Below are 21,156 nucleotides of genomic sequence, written 5' to 3' on the forward strand. Positions count from 1 at the left end.
AGCGCGAAATATCCCAGGATGGCCGCGGGCTTCGCTCTCGATCCACCCGCCGCGCCTTTTGAAGTGGCTCCTGTCCCCACCGCTGTGTGGGCGACGACTCCCCGCGCAGCGTCCACGCACCAACAAGCCACCTCACTCAAAGCGCAGAGCGCCCCGCCTTTCTCGGGAAATTAACAGGAAAAAGCCGACAACAATTCAGGTCTTCATCAAGCCTTGACCACTTCTTTACGATCTCTATACATTCCCGAATCGGATTGTGATTGTTTCGTAATCTCCTTGTACTCTTCAGTGCGTGCCGACCACTGATCCTGTCGGCGCCCTCGTGGCACATCGCCGAGTTCTGCCGGTGCTCGGGGTTCCTGAAGAGAAATCGCTTGGCAGAAGCGGGGGAACCATTACCGGTCCCGGTGTACCGGGGCCTTGGGGTTAAGTCTCAGAGCGCGTGCGTTCTGCGGCCGGGTGTCTCCCACCCGCATCCGACAGCTCACCTCGTAGGCAAAGGGAGGAACTCCACCATGTCGCTTTTCAAGCAGCACACTGCCCGTCACCGCGCCCAGACCTCCTCGCGCGCCGTGCGTACCACCACCGTCGTCGCCGCCGCCGGCGCAGCGCTGGTGGGCTCCATCGCTCCGGCCCAGGCCTACGCCGAGATCCCCGCCGCCTCCGGGTCCTCCTATGCGGCTCCGGCCTCGGCGATGGCCGATCTGGCCTCCTACACCACCCCGGCCCCGGTCGCCGCGCAGCCCGCCGCCCCCGTCGACCAAGCCCCGGCCCCGCAGCAGAGCGCCGCCACCTCGAGCGTGAGCCCGCAGTCCACCGCCATCACCGAGATCGCCCCGGCCGCCGGCGGCATCGTGGGCACGGCCATGCAGGGCGTGGGCACCGGCTACGTCTGGGGCGGGACCTCCTTCGGGGCCTGGGACTGCTCCGGATTCACCGGCTGGGTCTACGCCCAGAACGGCATCGACATCCCCCGCACCAGCTTCCAGCAGATCGCCGCCGCCACCCCGACGTCCAACCCGCAGCCTGGTGACCTGGTGTCCCAGAACGGCGGCAACCACATCGGCATCTACATCGGTGGCGGCAAGATGGTCTCGGCGCTGAACCCGACCCAGGGCACCTTCGTCCACTCCGTCAACGCCATGCCCGTCGACGGGTACTACACCTACCGGTGAGTCTCGCCGATGTGGTGAAGGCCGGCCGGTGGGCTCATCCGTCAGGTGCGGAGTGCCCCGCCAGGATCATCGTCGATGGACCGCATGGGTGCACTCGGATGGACCGCATGGGTGCACTCCGCAGCTGTAGCCGCAGACTCGAACGATTGCCACGATCCTGTCGATGTGCACACGCCAGCGAATCGGCACACGGGGAGCAGTCCTGCGGAGAGGATCGGAGAGTGCTCATGGCCTTGCCCTGTCTTCCGCTGGACGCGGGCAGTGCTTATCCTGCTCCGCCTCGGCATTGGAGCGAGAGCCCTTAGGGTGCAGCGATGGCTCGGGGGACGGGGATGCCGCAGTGGCGGACGGCACCCCCGTCCGCCCTCACCGTATGAATACGAGCTGGACATTGCCCGATCATCAAGGGAAGCCCCTCATCTCCTTTGATACAGATTCTGCTGTACGGTTATTGGATGAGGATCTTGTCCCCGGTCGCGGCGATGTCCCGTTTCGGCAAAGCACTGGCCGATCCCACCCGGGCCGCGGTGCTGCTGCAGCTGCAGCAGGGCCCAGCGGTGCCCTCGGAACTGGCGGCCCGGATCGGGGTGAGCCGGCAGATCGTGTCCAACCACCTGGCCTGTCTGCGCGACTGCGGGTTGGTCGTGGGCGTGCCGGTGGGGCGCAACGTGCGCTATGAACTCTCGGACCCCAAGCTGGCCCACGCGTTGGAGGACCTGCTGGGCACTATCCTCACCGTCGAACCGGTGTGCCGGTGCGGGACACCCGAGTGCGCCGCCGAGGCCCTCGCCGATGACGCCACCACCCAGGAGATTCCGGTATGAGCGGCGAGCACGATCATTCCCACGCCGGCGCCGGGCGGAGGGGGAAACTGGCAGTGGTGTTCGCCATCACCGCCACGATTATGGTCGCCGAGATCATCGGTGCGGTGGTCTCGGGCAGCCTGGCGCTGCTGGCCGATGCCGGGCACATGTTCACCGACTCGGCCGGGCTGCTCATCGCCCTCACCGCCGCGACCCTGGCGCTGAAACCGGCCACGGACAAACGCACCTGGGGGTACCAGCGCGCCGAGATCGTCGCCGCGGCCGCCCAGGCCTCGGTGCTGCTGGCTGTGGGCGGGTTCATCGCCGTCGAAGGGGTGCGCCGGCTGTTGGAGCCCCCCGAGGTCGAGTCCACGGCCATGCTGTGGTTCGGGGTGGTCGGGCTGGTCGGCAACATCATCGGGCTGGTCATCCTCGCCTCGGGCCGGGGGGAGAACCTGAACATGAAGGCCGCGTTCCTGGAGGTGGCCAACGACGCCCTGGGCTCGGTAGCGGTGATCGTCTCCGCGATCGTCATCGCCACCACCGGGTGGACCCGGGCGGATGCGGTCGTGTCCTTGTTGATCGCCGCCCTGATCGTGCCGCGGGCTCTGATCCTGCTGCGCGACACCATCGAGGTCCTGATGGAAACCACCCCGAAGGGCCTGGACCTCGAGCAGGTCCGCACCCGCTTGGAAGCCCTGCCGCACGTGGTCGGTGTGCACGATCTGCACGCCTCGCGCATCGACTCCGACACCCCGGTGCTCTCGGCCCACGTCACCGTCCACGACGGCTGCCTGAACGCTGAGCACGCCGGGGTCGTCCTGGCGGATCTGCAGGCCTGCGTGGCCCGTGACTTCGACGTAGCCATCGAGCACTCCACCTTCCAGATCGAACCGGCCTCCCACCGCCACGATGAGACCCTCCACCCCTAGCCCCCTCCACCGGTACGCCCTGCTGCCGGAGACAGAACGGACACCCCTGTGAGTACTACCGCCAGCCCGCCCACCCCAAAGCAGAAGCCCTCCAAGGCCAAGATCATCGTGTGGGTCCTCCTGGTCGCCGTCGTGGCCGCCGTGGCCATCCCGATCCTCATCGCCCGTGCCAACTCCACCCCCGAAACGGTGCCCCAGGGCCAGGGGCAGGTCGTGCGGGAGAACAGCCGGGTGCTCTCCCAGGCACCGGACGAACAGGCCGTGCTGGTGGAGTTCCTGGACTATGAGTGCGAAGGGTGCCGGGCCGCCTACCCCGTCATCGAGGAGCTGCGGGCCGAGTACGCCGACACCGTCACCTTCGTCCACCGCTACTTCCCGCTGCCGGGCCACCGCAACTCCATGAACGCCGCCCTCGCGGTCGAAGCCGCCGCCCAGCAGGGACAGTACGAGGCGATGTACCAGCGTATGTTCGAGACCCAGGAACAGTGGGGGGAGTCGGCCGAGGACCAGAGCGCGGTCTTCCGCGGCTTTGCCGAAGACCTCGGCCTGGACATGGCCGCCTTCGACGCCGCGGTGGCTGATCCGGCCACCCAGGAGCGCATCGAGCTCGATGTCGCTGACGGTGAGGCTCTGGGGGTGGGTGGGACTCCCACGTTCTTCCTCGATGGGGAAGTGCTCAACCCCGAGTCCCTGGAAGGCTTCCGGGACGCCGTCGAAACCGCAGCCACCGACTGACCCAATGGTCACCCCACCCCACACGCCCACCCCGCCGGTGGTCCTCCCCCCGCCTCCCGGCCCGACGCCGACTGGACGGCGCCGGCGCGCCATGGCTGCCGTCTACATCGGTATCGGGGTGGGGACCTTGGCCGTGCTGTGGGTGGCCCTGGGATCCTCCGGGGCCACCGCGCCCCGGGAAGTGCTCGATCCCGGGGTCCTGGTGCGCTGGGGGTTGCCGCTGGCCACGACCGTGCATCACCTGGCCATGGGCATCACCTGGGCCGGGCTGGTCTTCGCCACCACCGTGGTGCCCCGGTCCACTCCGGTCCCCGGAGCGGGACAGACCAGGGCCGAGCACCCGGCCTTCGCCCGGGCCATGACGGTGGCTGCGGCCGCGGCCGCGGTGTGGACCCTGGCGGCGGTGGCGATCATCGTGCTCAGCTACGCCGACACCATCGGGGCTCCCGTGTCCGGCTCGGCCGAGTTCACCGGGCAACTGGGTTACTACGTGACCCGCCTGATCCCCGGCCAAGCATGGGCCGTCACCGCGGTGGCCGCGGCACTGACCACCACCCTGGCCGTGCTCGTTCGTTCCCCGGCGGCGGTGGCCGCCACCGCCCTGGTGGCCCTGGCCGCCGTCATCCCGCTGTCCCAACTGGGACACGTGGCCGGGGTCGATGATCACAACGGGGCCGTCAATGCTCTGGCCCTGCACCTGCTCGGTGCCGGGATCTGGACCGGCGGGATCATCGTGCTCGCCCTGCTCGCCCCGCTGCTGACCGCCCCCGCCACCGGCCACGGGTCAGCCCGGACCGTGCTGGAACGCTTCTCGGCCCTGGCCGGGGTGGCTTTCGTCCTGGTGGCTGTCTCGGGAGTCATCAACACCGTCTACCGGATCGGTGGCTGGGACGGGCTGGACTCCGGCTACGGGGCGCTGGTGATCGCCAAGACGATCGCCACCGTGGCCCTGGGCGTGCTGGGGTACCTGAACCGCCGGGCGATCACCGCCGGCACCCCGACGCTAGGCCGGGTGTGGCGGCTGATCACCGTGGAGGTCTTCATCCTCTGCGCCGTGATGGCCCTGGGCGTGGCCCTGGCACGCACCCCCACCCCGGTGCCTCTGGAGAGACAACCTGACATCACCCCCGCGGAGATCCTCACCGGCTACCTCCTGCCCCCGCCCCTGAGCTTCTCCGGTTGGTTCACCCAGTGGCGCGTCGACTGGCTGTGGATCGCCGTGGCGATCCTCGCGGCTTGCCTCTACCTGGGCGGGGCCCGACACCTGCGCCGCACCGGCGCACCATGGCCGGTGGCACGCACGGCCGCATTCCTGGCCGGTCTGGTGCTGCTGGTCTACGTCACCTGCGGAGCGATGGCCCTCTACGCCCCGATCCTGTTCAGCGTCCACACCGCCGCCCACCTGCTGCTGAGCTTCCCGGTGCCGCTGCTGCTGATCGCCGGAGCGCCCGGCCGCCTGGCCGCGGCCCTGGTTCCGGTCCGCACTGACGGCAGCACCGGGTGGTGCGAGCTCGCCGCTGCATGGCGCACCTCCCGGGCCGGGGCCCTGCTGGCTCACCCGGCCCCGGCCGGGATCCTGATGCTGGCCGGGCTGGGCGTCTTCTACTACACCCCCGCCTTCGCCGTGGCCCTGCACACCCACGTCGGCCACGAGCTGATGAACACCACCGCCGTGGCCCTGGGCCTGATTTTCGCTACCGCCGCGCTGGCCGCCCCACCGGACCGCAGAGCGGTGCGCACGCAGGCCTTGGTGCTGCTCGCGGTGGCCACCGTGCTGGGGATCTGGGTGGTGTTCACGGCCCTGTCACCGACGGTGATCCAACCAGAGTGGTTCTCCGGACTCGGCCGAGACTGGGGGCCTTCTCCGCTGGCGGATCAACAATCCGCGGCCCATTCCATCCTCTTGGCCGGGGTCCTGCCCCTGTTGGCCGCGGCCCTGGCCGTCCTGGCTCGAAGACACCAGCACGGCACCACCGACGCCACCGTTGATCGAGGAACCCCCAAGGACATCCACCATGGCTGAAACCACCACCAGCGCCCACCGCCACCCAGGCGCCGGCCCGGTCGCCGAGGAGCACCTGCCCGGATTCGCCCGTCGCCGCCCCTTCGCCCTGGTCCTGTTGGTGACCGGGGTGATCGGGTGGGTCGCCTCGGCGATTCTGGTGCTCGAGCGCCTTCAGCTCTACAAGGACCCGGGCCACGTCACCAGTTGTGACATCAACCCCTGGGTGTCCTGCGGGCAAGTCATGGGCACCTGGCAGTCGGAGCTCTTCGGCTTCCCCAACCCGCTGATCGGCATCGTCGCCTTCGCGGTGGTGATCACCACCGCCATGACGATCCTGGCCGGGGCCCGCCTCGGGCGCTGGTACTGGGCGGGCCTGCAGGTCGGGGTCACTCTCGGGGCGGTGTTCGTGATCTGGCTGTGGTCCCAGGCCCTGTTCGCGATCTACATCCTGTGCCTGTACTGCATGATCGTGTGGGCGGCGATGATCCCGCTGTTCCTCCTGCTCACCGTGCGCAACCTCGCCCACGGCGTCATCCCCGCCCCGCCCCGGTTGGTGCGCTTCGCCACCGAGTGGGCCTGGACCCTGGTGGCCATCGCCTACGTGGCCGTGGCTGCCTCGGTGTTCTTCCGCTTCTTTTCTACCTTCACCGGCCTCTGACCCACCCCTGAACGATTCCGGCCATAGCGCCCCTTCAAAGATGCCATGGCCACGATGTCCAGCGACCCGACAACTGCCCCCTGGATCTTGCCGCAGCACCTGCTGTTGGATGTCCTCGAACAACAGCCAGAGGGCCCCTGCCATGGCAGGGGCCCTCTGGCTGTTCCCGACGGTGCCGCGCATCCGGTGACACGACGCGCTCCGTTTGAGGGATGGAAGCGACCACCATTAGTGGGACACCCACGCCAGTGCTGCCCCTGCTCATCGTGAAGCGCCGTGAGTTTGTTGGAGGCTCCTGACCTTGGAAACGAGGATGGAGTTATGCCGAAGGAACTGGCGAATGGGAAGCCGACGACGCGTCGCTACTCGGACGAGGAGAAGGCCGCCGCGGTGCGGATGGTGAGGACGCTGCGGGCCGAGCTCGGGGTCACGCAAGGAACCGTGCAGCGAGTCGCGACGCAGCTCGGGTACGGGGTCGAATCCGTGCGGATGTGGGTGAAGCAGGCCGACATCGACGAGGGTGTCACCTCCGGCGTGAGCTCGGCGGAGGCGCAGCGGGTGAAAGAGCTCGAGCAAGAAGTCCGCGAGCTTCGCCGGGCCAACGAGGTGCTGAAGCGGGCTGCGTCTTTCTTCGGGGCGGAGCTCGACCGCCACTACCGGAAGTAGTCGCGTTCATCGACGCGAACAAGGACGACCTCGTCGACGGTCGCCGGCTCGGAGTCGAGCTCATCTGCAGACAGTTGCAGGTGGCTCCGAGCAGCTACTACGCCGCTAAGACCCGCACCCCGTCCGCCCGTGCCCAGCGGGACGAGGAGCTGATCCCGCGGCTCGTCGAGCTGTGGGAGGCGAACTACCGGGTCTACGGGGTCCGCAAGCTCTGGAAGGCGGCCCGGCGGGCGGGGATCGCGATCGGCCGCGACCAGACCGCGAGGTTGATGAAGGTGGCAGGGATCGAGGGCGCAAGGCGCTCGAAACGGGTGAAGACGACCAGGCCGGATCCGGCGTCCGCGCGACACCCGGATCTGGTGCAGCGGGAGTTCACCGCGACCGCTCCGAACCGGCTCTGGGTGACGGATCTGACGTTCGTGGCGACCTGGGCCGGTGTCGCGTACGTGTGCTTCATCATCGACGCGTTCTCCCGCATGATCGTCGGGTGGCGGGTCGCGTCGCACATGCGCACCGAGATGATCCTCGACGCCATCGAGATGGCCCGCTGGTCCAGAGGTCACCGCCACGCGGACCTGCGGTGTCACAGCGACGCGGGGTCTCAATTCACGTCCATTCGCTACGGCGAACGCCTCGCGGAGATCGGCGCGACGCCGTCGATCGGGACCGTCGGTGACAGCTATGACAATGCCCTGGCCGAGACGGTGAACGGGTACTACAAGGCCGAACTCGTCCGCGGGCCGGCCCGGTCCGGGCCGTGGAAGACGGTCGAGAATCTCGAGCTCGCCACCCTCGGTTGGGTGCACTGGCACAACACGCAGCGCCTCCACAGCTACCTCGGCGACGTCCCGCCCGCCGAGTTCGAGAACGCGTTCTATGCTGTCCAAGCCGACCGCGAACACCTGGTCGGAATCAAATAGCGCGAGTCTCCATCAGACCCAGGGCGCTTCAGGAGGCCGACGAGGTCCCAGCAGCCTGAGTTCCCCCGGCAGGGGCCGTAATCCCTACAGGATCGCTGGGCACACCAGTCTCGGGAGTTGGTTTGGCGGGCGCCACTCGTGCCGGGCGTATGGGTTCCTCATCCTTGTCGTTGAGGATGCCGTCCCCGTCGATGTCCGGGTCTTCCTCATTGAGCAGGCCGTCCCCATCCATGTCCGGATCAACCTCATTGATGAACTTATCGCCGTCGAGGTTGTCGTCAGCCTTGTTGTCGATGCCGTCCCCGTCGAGGTCGGTGTCATTGATGTCGAGGGTGCCGTCGCGATCGGTGTCCCGTTTGGTGTCCGGAACCCGGGGCGCCACTCCGGGCAGGAGCTCCTTCTCGCTCCCAGTGTCCGCAGACGGTGACGGTGCCGGTTGGGGTGGTGCCGTTGTGGGGCCGGGCGGGGCAGGAGCTGGTGCCGGTTGGGCGGGTTTTACGGGTTTGGTCTGGATGGCCGTGGGCTTTTGCGCCGCTGACGGTGGAGGGGCCGGTGTGGGGCTGGGTTTCGCAGGAGCGGAAGGCTCGGCCGTGGGTTGGGGCTCCTTCGTGACCTTCTTGGTGGCAGCGGCCTTCTGCTCGGCAGCTTCTTCGTCCGAGGCGGCCTTTTTCTTGGCGGTGGTCTCGTCATCCACGGGGGCCGGCACGGGCACCTCCAAGGAGTACTTGCTGCGGGAGGCGGGAATGACGCGGAGACCGTCGACCCAGTCGAAGGACTGGGGGTCCACGGCCTGCCCGTCGACCCAGGTCTCGAGGTGCAGGTTTGGTCCCGTGACTCGGGTTCCGGTGGCACCGACGGAACCGAGCTGCTCGGCTGCGGCCAGCCGGTCACCGGTGGCCACCCTGACGTCCTCGAGGTGGTTATAGGTGGTCCTCAGTCCGTCCGCGTGGGTGACCTCCACACGGTTGCCGCCCCAGACGTCCCAGAACACGGCCGTCACCTCGCCCTCGGCGGCCGCCACGACCGGCAGCCCTGCGGCTGCGGAGACGTCGGTGCCGTTGTGGAACTCGCGGTCGCCGCGATCGGGGGCGATCCGCCACCCGAAGGTTCCCCCGGTCAGGACGGCCCCGGGAGTGGTGGGGGCGATGAGGGTGTTGACGGGAAGCTCGCCCGAGTACAGCCTCGGTGCATGTCGCCCCGGGCGCACCGTCGAGGCCGCGTTCCGGGCGGCGTCGCCCGGCCCGGTGCCTTGGCGCCAGGACCCGTTGCCTGCGGCGCCGTCACGGACGGGCGAGGTGGAACGGTTCTGCCGCAACGGTGCCGCCGGAGGGTGCTGCCGCTCCTGACCTGACGCGAAGAGGCTCCACCCGCTGTCCGACCGCTCCGAGGAGGCCGAGGAGCCCGCCGACACCCCGAAGGCAGCCCCTCGTTCTTCGCCGGCCCCCGGAGTGACGCCCGAGCTGACGGCCACGCTCGGCGCCACGAGGGCCGAGAACGCGGCGAGGGCGCTCACCGGCGAGGAGGCGCGGTGACGGAGGTCGGGCTTGGCAGGGCGGCGAGAGGAGTCACGGGGCATGATGGTGTTTCCCCCAGGACGTCGCGGGCAACGACGGAAAGATCGAGCAACGGACCGCAGGCATCAAACATTGGTGTGCGCGTAGGAGCACGGACAATCCTCCTGAGGATACGTCTTCGCTCCCGTTAATGCGGTGTCGTGCGGGCACGCAACGCTGTATGACGCGCAGAGCTGCCGCCCTCCGATTCGAGGTTCCTGAATCGGTGGCAAAGTGGCGCTGATGTACCTCATGTGACGCGGTAGATCTCGGTGTCAGGGCGCCGAGTCATGGGTCAGGTGTTGCCGTGGCAGCCAGGGTGGTTCGCGCCTGTGGTCAGTCGAGCAGATTGGTGAGGCCGGGGGCGAGCAGCAAGATGGTGGGCACGATGATGAGCGCAGCGGCTGCGCCGATGACTGTTGCCTTTTGTCCCGCCGGCACGGGCGTGGCCTCCAGTCGCAGGATGCGATGACGGGCGTCCTCGGCAGGGGCCGCGCCTGTCCAGGTGCCTTGGAAGCGGTGCGAGGGAGCAGCGGATCCACCGGTGCTGACAAGGGCGACGGCTCGGGCGAGGGTACGGTCGTCGACGCTCCGGCGGGCGCGGTCGTCGGCGAGCATCTCGACGAGGAGCCCGACTTCGCGGTGAGCGCGGTCGGCGATGGGGAACCAGGGCAGGGAAGCCTTCCAGGCGCGGAATAGCATCAGCACGATGTCATGGCGTTGGGTGGCATGTGCCTTCTCGTGCTCGATCACCGCGTCCAGCTCGTTTTCATCGAGCAGTGACAGCAATCCGGCAGAGAGGACGGTCATCGTGGTGAACGCCCCCGGGAGGCAGTAGGCGACAGGGGCGGGGTTGTCGAGGAGCCGGGTGCCGGGGGCATCGGGCAACGGTGTGCTCAGGAGCAGGACCAGCTGGGCATGGCGCCGGCGATCGCGTTCGGCGCGCACAATCGTGACCATCAGGTTCAGCAGCAGATGCCCGCCGAGCAGAACTGCTCCGGACAGCGCGAGGATGTGCATCGGGCCTGCGGGCACCCATGGCTGATCTCCCAAGAAGCTAGCGGCGAAGCTGATGCCGCCCGTGACCAAGTCCGGCCCAAAAGGGGCCAGGCCGAAGGTGAGCAAGGCCCCGAGCATCGACAGCCCGCCGGCCAGGGCGACGGCCTGCCAGAGCACCAGTGCGGTGGCGGGGGCGCGGGTCGGCCACTTGGCGTGCGAGAAAAGGATCGGGACGGGCCAGGCCAGGGCGAGAGCAAATGCCGCGAGGCCGATCGAGGCGCTGATCACATGGACTCAGTGGTCGTCGAGGAGGCGCCGCAGAGTTTGTGCCTCCTCGGAACTGACGCCCCCGACGAAGCGTTCGAGTACGGCGGCCCGGTCGTTGGCTGTTCCGAGGACCTCGTGCATGAGGGAGGCCATGTGCTCTTCGCGGGACGCTGCGGCGTGGTACCGGTGGGGGCGGAAGGTGCGTTCCCGTGTGACGAAGCCTTTGCGCTCCAGGCGGGACAGGACGGTGAGCACGGTGGTGGCGGCGCGGGGGCGACCGCTGTCGGTGGCTAGGGGGAGCTGGTCCTGGAGGTCGTAGGCCGACAGGGGGGTGTCCGCCTGCCAGAGGATCTCCATGATGGATCGCTCCAGGTCACCTAAGGAGGTTGCACGTTTCGATTCGTTGGTTGCCACCAGCTGATTCTAGCGGACCGACCCACGTGTTCTACAGTGGTGTAGAAGTAGTTCTACGACTCGTAGAACTACTTCTACACCACTGTAAAAAGGCTTGGGGGACAACCCATGGATCCGTTGGAGATCGCCCGGTGGCAGTTCGGGATCACCACCGTCTACCACTTCGTGATGGTCCCGCTCACGCTCGGGCTGGGTCTGCTGGTGGCGCTCATGCAGACGATGTGGGTGCGCACCGGCAACGAGCGTTGGCTGCGGATGACGAAGTTCTGGGGCAAGCTCTACCTGATCAACTTCATCATGGGCGTGGCCACCGGGTTGGTGCAGGAATTCCAGTTCGGGATGGCCTGGAGCGAGTACTCCCGCTTCGTCGGCGACGTCTTCGGCGCACCGCTGGCGATGGAGGGCCTGCTCGCCTTCTTCTTCGAGTCCACCTTCCTGGGCCTGTGGATCTTCGGCTGGGACCGCCTGCCCAAGAAGCTGCACCTGGCCACGCTGTGGACCGCGGTGCTCGGCTCCGTGGTCTCGGCCTTTTTCATCATCGTCGCCAACTCCTGGATGCAGCACCCGGTGGGCGTGGAGATGGTGGACGGCCGCCCGGTGATGAACGACGTGTGGGCGGTGCTGACCAACAACACGGCCCTGGTGGCCTACTCCCACACCCTGGCCGGAGCGGTGGCAGTGGGCGCGGCGTTCCTGATCGGGGTTTCCTGGTACCAGCTGTGGCAGCGCCGCCGGGACAACATCGACACCGTCGACGACTCCGGTGCCGTGGTCGTGGGAGAGCGGGCCGATATTCCCGGGCGGGACCGGGTCGACCACGCGGTGTGGCTGTCCAGCCTGCGCATCGGTGCGGTGGTCGCCGCCGTCGCCTTCGGCGGGGTCGCCGCCACCGGGGACCTGCAGGGCAAGCTCATGTTCGACCAGCAGCCGTTGAAGATGGCCGCCGCTGAGGCGGCCTGCCACGATGGCACCAGCTTCTCGGTGCTGGCCGTGGGCCCGCTCGGAGCCCAGGACTGTGACCAGGTGACCAACGTCATCGAGATCCCGGGCCTGCTGTCGTTTTTGGCCCACGGGGACTTCGACACCGAAGTCAAGGGCGTGAACACCCTCATCCCACAGTACGAGGCCGCCTACGGCACCCACCTGCCTGAAGACCCCATGTACGGCGAACGGGCCGGCCAAAAGATCGACTACCTGCCCCTAATGGAGGTCACCTACTGGGGGTTCCGCCTGATGATCGGCTTCGGCATGCTCGCCGCCGGCTTCGCGGCGCTGACGCTGTGGCTCACCCGGAAGGGCACCGTCCCGGCTTCCAAGCCCTTGATGTGGGTGGCGGTGGCCTCCATCCTGGCACCCTTCGGGGCCAACATTGCCGGGTGGGTGTTCACCGAGATGGGACGGCAACCGTTCGTGGTCGTCCCGAATCCCAACCCCAGTGGTGTGGACGGGGTGTACATGTACACCGCCGCTGCCGTCTCCCCGGGAGTCAGCGGGGAGGAGATCCTTTTCTCCCTCATCACCCTCGGGCTGATCTACGCGGTCCTGCTGGTGGTGGAGACGAGGTTGCTCGTGCGCTACGTGCGCGGCGGGGTCGCCTCGGCCATGCCCGAGCTCGCCCACCACGAAGATGACCCCGCCCATCCCGAGGGCATGACCGGTCGGCGCGATGACGTGCTGGCCTTCGCCTACTGAGCCCGACGACCACAGAACGGCCCCTGACATGGAACTGCTTCCCACTCTCTGGTTCATCGCCATCGCGGTGCTGTGGACCGGGTTCATCCTCCTGGACGGCTTCGACCTGGGCGTGGGGATGCTCATGCTCACCAGTACCCGCGATGAGCGCCAGCGCCGGCAGATGCTCAATACCATCGGCCCGGTGTGGGACGGCAACGAGGTGTGGCTGATCACCGCAGCCGCCGGGCTCTTCGCCGCCTTCCCCGACTGGTACGCCTCCTTGTTCTCTGCCCTGTACGTCCCCTTCGTGTTCGTCCTGGTCGGGCTGATTTTCCGGGCGGTGTCCATCGAGTACCGCGGCAAGGTCCACAGCGACCGGTGGCGGCGGTGGGTGGACCGGGCCCTGGGCGGGGGATCGTTCCTGGTCGCCTTCGGGCTCGGTGCTGCCTTGGCTTTGACCACTACGGGCCTGCCGCTGAACGCCAACGGCGACCGCGTCGGCGGGGCCTTCGCCTGGTTCACGCCCTACGCGCTGCTCGGTGGGCTGGCGCTGGTCGGTTTCTGCCTCGTGCACGCCTCGGCCTTCCTGGGACTGAAGACCGAGGGCCCGGTCCGGGTGCGTGCCCGCCAGTTCCTCCTCCGTTTCGGCCCGGCCGCGCTGGTGCCGCTCACCGTGTGGGTGTTGGCCGTTCAAGTGCTCCACGACAAGGCCTGGACCTGGCCCCTGGTCGGTGCCGCGGTCGTCGCCGCGCTCTTCGGGTGGACCAGCGCCCGCCTGGGCCGGGAAGGCCGCGCCTTCGCCGGCTCCGCCGCACTGCTGTTCTGCGGCCTTACCTCAATCTTCGCCAACGTCTACCCCGTGGTCCTGCCCTCCACGATCGACCCCGCCCACCACCTGACGGTGGCCAACGCCTCCAGCAGCGACTACACCCTGGGGGTCATGACCGTCGTGGCGGCCATCGGCTTGCCCTCGGTGATGCTCGCTCAGAGCTGGAGCTATTGGGTGTTCCGCCGGCGCCTGACCACCGGCCATCTTCCCGCCCCCCACCCCGTCCTTCCCGCCGTTGCCCCGAGCCGCGCCGCGGGTACCCGACGTGAGGGTGTGCCGGGGACGGGCACGGACGGGAACCAGCAGGCATGAAACGTCCCCCGCTGGGCCCCGGTGGTGCTGCCACAGTCTTCACCCTCGGCCTCCTCGGAGCGCTCAAGGCTCTGGCTCTGATCGGCATGGCCGAAGCCCTGGCCCGCGGCATCGTCGGGGTCATCGCTCATGACACGGCGGCCTGGCAACGGGCTCTGCTGGTCGGGGTCGGTGCCGGGCTGCTGCGTGCCGCAACCACCTGGGCCACCCAGGTCGTCGCCGTCCGCGCCGCCGGTCGGGCGAAGCGGGGGCTGCGCCGAGAACTCGCCACCCGCCTCCTGGCCGGGGGCGGCCACGACGTCGGCGCCACGACCACTGTGGGCACCATCGGCCTCGACGCCCTCGACGACTACTACGCGCGCGTGCTGCCCTCGGTCACCGCCGCCACCACCGTGCCTCTGCTGGTCGGGGCGCGGATCCTGGCCGCCGACTGGGTCAGCGCCCTCATCATCGTGCTCACCGTGCCCCTGATTCCGGTGTTCATGGCACTGATCGGGCTGCACTCCCAGGACAAGGCTGAGGAGTCCTCCGCCGCCCTTCAACGACTCTCCCACCACCTGGTCGAACTCGCCCGTGGACTGCCCGTCCTCGTGGGCCTGGGACGGATCGAGGAGCAGGCTGCGGCGCTGCGCGATGTCTCCGAGCAGCACCGGCACACAACCATGGTGACCCTGCGCACCGCGTTCCTCTCCGCGCTCGTGCTCGAGCTGATCGCCACGCTCTCGGTCGCCGTCGTGGCGGTGTTCGTCGGCGTGCGCCTCGTCTACGGTGACCTCGACCTCCTGGTGGGACTCATTGCCCTCATCCTCGCCCCCGAATGCTTCGCCCCCTTCCGCGACCTCGGCGCAGCCTTCCACGCCTCCCAGGACGGCATGGCAGCCTTGCACTGCTCCCGTGAGATCGTCGCCGAGCCCCCGGCCCCCGACATCCGCAGACCGACGCCACCGGAATCGAACCCCGCAACGATCAACCCCCAGCCGGACACCCCAGCGGACCAGGCACCCGCGGTGCGAATCAGTGGCGTGGTCGTGCGCTACCCAGGACGGCCCTCCCCAGCAGTATCCGGTCTCGACGCCGAAATCCCTTCCGGAACTATCACTAGCGTCGAAGGCCCCAGCGGCAGCGGCAAATCCACCCTGCTCGGGGTCCTCGCCGGAACCATCGAAGCCCAAAAAGGAACCATCCACGGGATCGACCCGGCTGCAGTGGCCTGGGTGCCTCAGCACATCCACACCGTCGGCGAGACCGTCCTCGACGAGATCCAGCTCTACGCCCACGACACCGCTTCCACCCACCACGCCCTCGCGCGAGTCGGACTGACCGGGCTGGCCGAGGCGGACCCGAACCAACTCAGCCCCGGGGAACTGCGCCGCCTGGGCCTGGCCCGGGGCCTGGTCCGCATCACCGCCGGGGCCCGGCTGCTGCTCCTCGACGAGCCCACCGCCCACCTCGATCCCACCAACGCGCACCGCATCAGAAACCTCATCGACAACCTGCGCGGCACCACCACCGTGATCCTGGCCTCCCACGAAACCGAGATCACCGCCCTCGCCGACCAGAAAGTGCTCCTGGGGCAGCCCGCCAGCCCCCGCGGGGAGGGGGCGCATCGCCAGCCAGGAACCACCGCCCCGGAGGAGCAGCAGGCCTCCGATCGCCAGGGCGAGGCGTTCACTTCTTCACTCGCCGAGACCTCCGGTGGTGCGTTGGGCGAGCTCAGGGCGTTCCTCGCCTCCACTCGCTGGCGCATGTTGGGGGCAGCGGCCCTGGGGACGGCCTCAGCCCTGTTCGCCGCCGCCCTCACCACGCTGTCGGGCTGGCTAATCGTGCGCGCCAGCGAGCAGCCGGGAATCATGTACCTGATGGTCGCCATCGTCGGCGTCCGCTTCTTCGGCATCGGCCGCGCCGTGCTGCGCTACGCCGAACGACTGGCCACCCACGACGCCGTCCTGTCCGCCACCACCGAGCTCAGGTCCCGGATCTGGGCCGGGCTGGCCGCCCGAGGCCTGGCCTCCCGGGTTCTAGCCACCGGTGGGGCGGCCCTGGAGCACCTGGTCGACGCCGCCGACCGGGTCCGCGACCTGGCCCCCCGGGTCCTGCTGCCACCGATGGCCGGGGCCGGCACCGCCCTGGGGGCTGTCGTCGCCGTCATGGCCCTGTGCCCCAGCGCGGTGCCCACGCTACTGGTCGCCGTCCTCGGCGGGCTGCTCGCCGGGCCCGTCGCGGCGCTGCTGGCCGACCGATCCGCGGCCCGCCACCTCACCGTCGTGCGCTCCAGCGTGATCCGCCGCTTCGCCGCGATGGTCGCCGCCTCCGACGAGCTGCGCGCCAACGATCGAGCCAAGGACATGCTCGCCCGGCTCGACGACCTCGAGCAGTCCGCGGACACCGCAACCCGGTCCACTGCCTGGGCGCGGGGCCTGGGCGAGGCCGTCGTGGTGCTGGCCTGCTCCCTCTCCTCCGTGCTCATGCTGGCAACCACCGTCGAAGCCCGGGCGGCAGGCACAATCTCCGCACCGGTCGTCGCCGCACTCGTGCTGCTGCCCCTGGGCCTGATCGATCCGCTGCTCGGCGCGGTCGATGCGGTACAGCAGTGGCCCGCGCTGGCCCAGTCGCTGCGCAAGGTCCATGCCGTCACCGCCACAACCACCCGCCATAAGCGACCTCGGCCCCCCGCCGGGCTGGTTCCGGCTCAGGTCCAAGAGCTGACGCTGGCCGACCTGGCCGTCACCTGGCCGCAGGCGCCGGCCCCGGCATTCCGCCACCTCCAGGCCACCGTGCGCCGGGGCCGGTGGCTCGTCGTTGAAGGTCCCTCCGGCTCAGGCAAATCCACCCTGCTGGCGACCCTCCTGGGCCACTTGCCCGCCGCGGAGGGCTCATGGCAGGTCAACGGCTCCGACAGCACCACCTTCGACGCCCGGCAGCTGCGGCGACGCTTCGCCTGGTGCCCCCAGGAGGCACACCTGTTCGACTCCACCATCCGCGGGAACCTCCTGCTCGCCCGGGGGAAAAACGATCGGCCCACCGATGAGGACATGCATGAGGTCCTTACCCGCGTGGGCCTGGAGTCCTTCATGGGTGGATTGCCCCAGGGCCTGGACACACCAGTCGGCCCGAGCGGAGGGAGCCTCTCGGGAGGCCAACGACAACGCATCGCCGTCGCCAGGGCGCTGCTCACCCGCGCCGACGTCCTGCTCCTCGACGAACCCACCGCTCACCTCGACGCACCCGCTGCCCACTCGCTGATCTCCGACCTGCGCTCAGCACTGTCCGACCGCATCGTCGTGCTCGTGACCCACCACGCCGAACAACGCACTGGAGCAGACGTTCGCCTCCACCTGCCAGGAGCGCACCAGCACTGCGCACCACAGCCCAGTGACCATGCACAGACCAGTGACCATGCGCAGGCTAGAAACGGCGACCGGTCACTGACGCGTGTTCCCTGACCGTCCCGCCAACGCAGAAAATTCCAGGCGTCCCAGATGGGATACAGCCCTTCCGGGGACTCTGCTCGACCCGTCCTCAGCGCCGGCGCCCGGCTGACCTGCGCTGGCACGGGTTAATCCGGAAGGCTCCGAGAAGACGCCATGGCGAGTAGGACCATCCCGTGACGAGACACCGCTCGGCTCCCTCACGCTCCCGGGGCGATGGAGGTGTCGGTGCTCGCTGTGGCGTCTTCGGCGGGCGGCACGGTGGCGCGGCGGGGTGAGCGGCCCAGATCTACCACACGGTAGATCAGACCCGCCACCAGACCCCCCAGCAACGGGGCAACCCAAAACAGCCACAGCTGAGACAGGCTTTCAACACCCCCGATAACCGCGGTGCCGGTGGAGCGGGCCGGATTCAGCGACCCGCCGTCGAAAGGCGCCAGGATGGTGAGCAGGAAGGCGAAGCTCGCCCCGATCGCCACCGGGGCCAGGACCGCGTTGGCCCGTGGGGCTGTCGAGCCCAGGACCACGAGGACGAACAGCGTCGTCGCCACGAACTCGACCAGAAGCACGGTGGACCAACCGGCTTGGGAGGTGGAGTTCTCCCCGTAGCCGTTGGCCACCGCCCCCAAGGCCTGGGCGGTGGTGGAGGCATCAATCAGTGTCATCAGCACCGCCCACAGCATGCCCACCGCGACCAGCGCCCCGAGCACCTGGGCCACCACGTAGCCGAGGGCGACCTTGGCCGGAGTGCGCCCGGACACGACCGCTGAAGCGCCGTGAGTTTGTTGGAGGCTCCTGACCTTGGAAACGAGGATGGAGTTATGCCGAAGGAACTGGCGAATGGGAAGCCGACGACGCGTCGCTACTCGGACGAGGAGAAGGCCGCCGCGGTGCGGATGGTGAGGACGCTGCGGGCCGAGCTCGGGGTCACGCAAGGAACCGTGCAGCGAGTCGCGACGCAGCTCGGGTACGGGGTCGAATCCGTGCGGATGTGGGTGAAGCAGGCCGACATCGACGAGGGTGTCACCTCCGGCGTGAGCTCGGCGGAGGCGCAGCGGGTGAAAGAGCTCGAGCAAGAAGTCCGCGAGCTTCGCCGGGCCAACGAGGTGCTGAAGCGGGCTGCGTCTTTCTTCGGGGCGGAGCTCGACCGCCACTACCGGAAGTAGTCGCGTTCATCGACGCGAACAAGGACGACCTCGTCGACGGTCGCCGGCTCGGAGTCGAGCTCATCTGCAGACAGTTGCAGGTGGCTCCGAGCAGCTACTACGCCGCTAAGACCCGCACCCCGTCCGCCCGTGCCCAGCGGGACGAGGAGCTGATCCCGCGGCTCGTCGAGCTGTGGGAGGCGAACTACCGGGTCTACGGGGTCCGCAAGCTCTGGAAGGCGGCCCGGCGGGCGGGGATCGCGATCGGCCGCGACCAGACCGCGAGGTTGATGAAGGTGGCAGGGATCGAGGGCGCAAGGCGCTCGAAACGGGTGAAGACGACCAGGCCGGATCCGGCGTCCGCGCGACACCCGGATCTGGTGCAGCGGGAGTTCACCGCGACCGCTCCGAACCGGCTCTGGGTGACGGATCTGACGTTCGTGGCGACCTGGGCCGGTGTCGCGTACGTGTGCTTCATCATCGACGCGTTCTCCCGCATGATCGTCGGGTGGCGGGTCGCGTCGCACATGCGCACCGAGATGATCCTCGACGCCATCGAGATGGCCCGCTGGTCCAGAGGTCACCGCCACGCGGACCTGCGGTGTCACAGCGACGCGGGGTCTCAATTCACGTCCATTCGCTACGGCGAACGCCTCGCGGAGATCGGCGCGACGCCGTCGATCGGGACCGTCGGTGACAGCTATGACAATGCCCTGGCCGAGACGGTGAACGGGTACTACAAGGCCGAACTCGTCCGCGGGCCGGCCCGGTCCGGGCCGTGGAAGACGGTCGAGAATCTCGAGCTCGCCACCCTCGGTTGGGTGCACTGGCACAACACGCAGCGCCTCCACAGCTACCTCGGCGACGTCCCGCCCGCCGAGTTCGAGAACGCGTTCTATGCTGTCCAAGCCGACCGCGAACACCTGGTCGGAATCAAATAGCGCGAGTCTCCATCAGACCCAGGGCGCTTCAGGAGGCAAGTGTGGCGGAGACTGCGGTAAACCTGATCGATGATCGTCAGGTGACCGCGGCGCTTCTCGCCAATCCGCTTGACTGGCGGGTGCGGGTGGTTGAGGAGATTTCAATTGATGCCGCCACCACATGCATGCGCCGGAGGTCGTTGCAGGTGGCGCCGCTGCGTCAGCACCTCAGTACGGAAGTTTCAGTAGAGATCACCCACGCGCTGCTCGTGCTCCCTGTTGCCCCGATGCCCCGTGGGCCGCTCTTGGACTTCGATGCGCAGGGCCCAGACGGGGACGGCTGGGTACTGCCGAGACTCGAGATAGCGGAGCGGCAGTCGCTCTATCTGACAGAGGTGGCGGCATCCTGCGGCCAAGAGGTGACCCCGGAGCTGCACACGTTGCTCAACGCGGTGTGCGGTTTCACGGGAGAGCTGTTGTCTGACACCAAGGAGATTTCTTTGGTGGAGTACCTCCAGGATGGACTGGGTCGGGCCGTGCCAACAAAGACATTGGCCAGATGGGAGGGAGTAAGTGACACCTGCCGAGAGGTGCTACGGCCCCGCATCGATGTTTTTCGCGACTATTCGGCTCCGGAAAATCCGGCACTAGTGCTACCCGAGTTCTTCGTTTCCGGGGCACTAAGCACGGACGAAGAGGCCTGCGAATTGCTTGACCAGTACCGCGACTTAGTAGTGGCCATGGATCAGCAGGCAAGCGACTCAGAGCCCAATGCCGCAGGAGAGTTCCTCAACGTCCTCGCGGACTATGCCAACAACTACGATCTGATGGTGGCCATGCGCGCCCCACTGGATGAGCCGTTCTTGGTGAAGATCGCTGAACGCCGCGATGTGCACTTGTCGCGGGTACGGAATCGCGGGACCCAAGAACTCGTGATCGCCGACGCGCAGACGAATCATGTGACCTTCAAGGTCTCGGACCCGAATGTCTGGATCCAAGACTTCCGTGCATTGAAGCCCGGCTCAGACGACTACTCCTACGGGGCATTTCAGACGCGCGAAGATCCCCAGAACCGCGCCTTCTACGCCCATGACATCGAGCGCGACTACCGAATACGACTTAGTTTTCAGCTCAGGCTGCTGCGTCGCCTCCAACTGGTGCCATACCTCGTCACTGGCCTGTTAGTGCTACTGATCCTCGCCCTGGTGACCGAGCAACCCACGGACCTACGGTCACTTGCGCTCATCGTCGGTCCGGCGGCCCTTGCCGCTTCAGTCCTACTGGGGCGCGAGCCCTCCACGCTGGGCTCACGCTTGAGGTGGGTTAGTTCGGCAGCCTTAAGTGTCACTCTTCTGGCTCTGATTCTTGTCTCGAGCATTCTGTACATACGGAGTCCAAGCGACAGTCGAACCGACACCGAGACTGGCTCTCGACCTAGCACGTCCCCTACCGCTAGTGCCCCTACCCCGGGGTCTGTACGCCCGACTGCCCCAGCCCAAAATTCCGCACAACCGAGTGTTCCCACCGATGAGTAGAATGACCCCTAGGAGGCATCATGGCGAAGAACACTGGGCGCGGATCTAGGCGAGGCGCCGTGGCCGGCCGATCTCAGATGAGGACGGCCTCCGGCACTTGGGTGAAGCGCGACAGCTCCACCGGCCGGTTTGTCCAAGCAAAACAAAGCGGCGGTAGCTTCAAAGGCATTCGCAAGGAAAAGTAGA

Annotated in this window: 16 protein-coding genes, 1 riboswitch and 2 other annotated features; of the genes, 12 read left to right on the plus strand and 4 right to left on the minus strand. The window is 68.0% G+C overall.

What is annotated here, in order from left to right; genetic code table 11:
* Positions 1–356 precede the first annotated feature (356 nt).
* A riboswitch (cyclic di-AMP (ydaO/yuaA leader) is annotated at positions 357–510 on the plus strand.
* Between the two features lie 5 nt (positions 511–515).
* From FS770_RS13820 to FS770_RS12555, 7 genes are all read left to right on the plus strand, one after another.
* A complete protein-coding gene (locus FS770_RS13820) occupies positions 516–1,175 on the plus strand; it encodes a C40 family peptidase (protein ID WP_019311264.1) in 660 nt (219 codons plus the stop codon).
* A 455-nt stretch (positions 1,176–1,630) separates the two neighbouring features.
* On the plus strand, positions 1,631–1,999 hold the full coding sequence (locus FS770_RS12530) for an ArsR/SmtB family transcription factor (RefSeq protein WP_050899539.1): 369 nt from the start codon (positions 1,631–1,633) through the stop codon (positions 1,997–1,999).
* Positions 1,996–2,910, plus strand: coding sequence for a cation diffusion facilitator family transporter (locus FS770_RS12535; protein WP_019311266.1), 915 nt, complete (start codon positions 1,996–1,998; stop codon positions 2,908–2,910). Before FS770_RS12530 ends, FS770_RS12535 begins: the two co-directional genes overlap by 4 nt.
* A 48-nt stretch (positions 2,911–2,958) precedes the next feature.
* A complete protein-coding gene (locus FS770_RS12540) occupies positions 2,959–3,645 on the plus strand; it encodes a DsbA family protein (RefSeq protein WP_019311267.1) in 687 nt (228 codons plus the stop codon).
* A 91-nt stretch (positions 3,646–3,736) separates the two neighbouring features.
* Positions 3,737–5,668 (plus strand): bifunctional copper resistance protein CopD/cytochrome c oxidase assembly protein, encoded by a 1,932-nt coding sequence (locus FS770_RS12545; RefSeq protein WP_019311268.1) that lies wholly within the window; start codon positions 3,737–3,739, stop codon positions 5,666–5,668.
* Positions 5,661–6,308, plus strand: a complete 648-nt coding sequence (locus tag FS770_RS12550; protein ID WP_019311269.1) for a vitamin K epoxide reductase family protein — start codon at positions 5,661–5,663, stop codon at positions 6,306–6,308. Before FS770_RS12545 ends, FS770_RS12550 begins: the two co-directional genes overlap by 8 nt.
* Positions 6,309–6,629: 321 nt before the next feature.
* Positions 6,630–7,894, plus strand: a protein-coding gene (locus FS770_RS12555; protein WP_231885598.1) for an IS3 family transposase whose coding sequence is annotated in 2 segments (ribosomal slippage) — positions 6,630–6,933 and positions 6,933–7,894 — 1,266 coding nt in all. Because the reading frame shifts where the segments join, the coding sequence is not laid out codon by codon here.
* Positions 6,929–7,063: a sequence feature (AL1L pseudoknot), on the plus strand. Its footprint overlaps the gene before it by 135 nt.
* A 28-nt stretch (positions 7,895–7,922) precedes the next feature.
* Here FS770_RS12555 and FS770_RS12560 read toward each other — a convergent pair.
* The 3 genes from FS770_RS12560 to FS770_RS12570 all read right to left on the minus strand — a co-directional run bounded on the left by FS770_RS12560 (position 7,923) and on the right by FS770_RS12570 (position 11,127).
* Entirely contained in the window at positions 7,923–9,470 is a 1,548-nt protein-coding gene (locus FS770_RS12560; RefSeq protein WP_145012416.1) for a peptidoglycan DD-metalloendopeptidase family protein, read from the minus strand.
* 313 nt (positions 9,471–9,783) lie between these two features.
* The gene (locus tag FS770_RS12565; protein WP_019311283.1) at positions 9,784–10,734 is read right to left on the minus strand and encodes a M56 family metallopeptidase; all 951 of its coding nucleotides are present in this window, start codon (positions 10,732–10,734) and stop codon (positions 9,784–9,786) included.
* 6 nt (positions 10,735–10,740) lie between these two features.
* Positions 10,741–11,127, minus strand: a complete 387-nt coding sequence (locus FS770_RS12570) for a BlaI/MecI/CopY family transcriptional regulator (protein ID WP_257879654.1) — start codon at positions 11,125–11,127, stop codon at positions 10,741–10,743.
* Positions 11,128–11,235: 108 nt separating this feature from the next.
* Between FS770_RS12570 and FS770_RS12575 the strand changes: the two genes are divergently transcribed.
* The 3 genes from FS770_RS12575 to cydD are packed head-to-tail and all read left to right on the plus strand — an operon-like array spanning position 11,236 to position 17,385.
* Positions 11,236–12,819, plus strand: a complete 1,584-nt coding sequence (locus FS770_RS12575) for a cytochrome ubiquinol oxidase subunit I (protein WP_019311285.1) — start codon at positions 11,236–11,238, stop codon at positions 12,817–12,819.
* Between the two features lie 28 nt (positions 12,820–12,847).
* On the plus strand, positions 12,848–13,942 hold the full coding sequence (gene cydB / locus FS770_RS12580) for a cytochrome d ubiquinol oxidase subunit II (RefSeq protein ID WP_019311286.1): 1,095 nt from the start codon (positions 12,848–12,850) through the stop codon (positions 13,940–13,942).
* The gene (gene cydD / locus FS770_RS12585; protein ID WP_019311287.1) at positions 13,939–17,385 is read left to right on the plus strand and encodes a thiol reductant ABC exporter subunit CydD; all 3,447 of its coding nucleotides are present in this window, start codon (positions 13,939–13,941) and stop codon (positions 17,383–17,385) included. The genes cydB and cydD overlap by 4 nt, the downstream gene beginning before the upstream one ends.
* 185 nt (positions 17,386–17,570) lie before the next feature.
* Here the strand turns inward: cydD and FS770_RS12590 are convergent, their stop codons facing one another.
* On the minus strand, positions 17,571–18,131 hold the full coding sequence (locus FS770_RS12590) for an aquaporin (RefSeq protein WP_019311288.1): 561 nt from the start codon (positions 18,129–18,131) through the stop codon (positions 17,571–17,573).
* 60 nt (positions 18,132–18,191) lie between these two features.
* On the opposite strand from FS770_RS12590, the gene FS770_RS12595 reads away from it, so the two are divergent.
* Both FS770_RS12595 and FS770_RS12600 read left to right on the plus strand, forming a co-directional pair.
* A protein-coding gene (locus tag FS770_RS12595; RefSeq protein ID WP_231885598.1) for an IS3 family transposase occupies positions 18,192–19,456 on the plus strand; the annotation gives its coding sequence in 2 pieces (ribosomal slippage) (positions 18,192–18,495 and positions 18,495–19,456; 1,266 coding nt in all).
* Positions 18,491–18,625, plus strand: a sequence feature (AL1L pseudoknot). Its footprint overlaps the gene before it by 135 nt.
* Positions 19,457–19,497: 41 nt before the next feature.
* Positions 19,498–20,970, plus strand: coding sequence for a hypothetical protein (locus tag FS770_RS12600; RefSeq protein ID WP_145012419.1), 1,473 nt, complete (start codon positions 19,498–19,500; stop codon positions 20,968–20,970).
* Positions 20,971–21,156: the final 186 nt, after the last annotated feature.

It is taken from the genome of Kocuria salsicia (assembly GCF_007681555.1).
GTDB lineage: Bacteria > Actinomycetota > Actinomycetes > Actinomycetales > Micrococcaceae > Kocuria > Kocuria salsicia.

What these genes read in the sequence shown, in the direction of transcription:
- FS770_RS13820 (WP_019311264.1), top strand. Translation starts at nt 516, where the DNA reads ATGTCGCTTTTCAAGCAGCACACTGCCCGTCACCGCGCCCAGACCTCC.
- FS770_RS12530 (WP_050899539.1), top strand. Translation starts at nt 1,631, where the DNA reads ATGAGGATCTTGTCCCCGGTCGCGGCGATGTCCCGTTTCGGCAAAGCA.
- FS770_RS12535 (WP_019311266.1), top strand. Translation starts at nt 1,996, where the DNA reads ATGAGCGGCGAGCACGATCATTCCCACGCCGGCGCCGGGCGGAGGGGG.
- FS770_RS12545 (WP_019311268.1), top strand. Translation starts at nt 3,737, where the DNA reads ATGGCTGCCGTCTACATCGGTATCGGGGTGGGGACCTTGGCCGTGCTG.
- FS770_RS12550 (WP_019311269.1), top strand. Translation starts at nt 5,661, where the DNA reads ATGGCTGAAACCACCACCAGCGCCCACCGCCACCCAGGCGCCGGCCCG.
- FS770_RS12560 (WP_145012416.1), bottom strand. Translation starts at nt 9,470, where the DNA reads ATGCCCCGTGACTCCTCTCGCCGCCCTGCCAAGCCCGACCTCCGTCAC.
- FS770_RS12575 (WP_019311285.1), top strand. Translation starts at nt 11,236, where the DNA reads ATGGATCCGTTGGAGATCGCCCGGTGGCAGTTCGGGATCACCACCGTC.
- cydB (WP_019311286.1), top strand. Translation starts at nt 12,848, where the DNA reads ATGGAACTGCTTCCCACTCTCTGGTTCATCGCCATCGCGGTGCTGTGG.
- cydD (WP_019311287.1), top strand. Translation starts at nt 13,939, where the DNA reads ATGAAACGTCCCCCGCTGGGCCCCGGTGGTGCTGCCACAGTCTTCACC.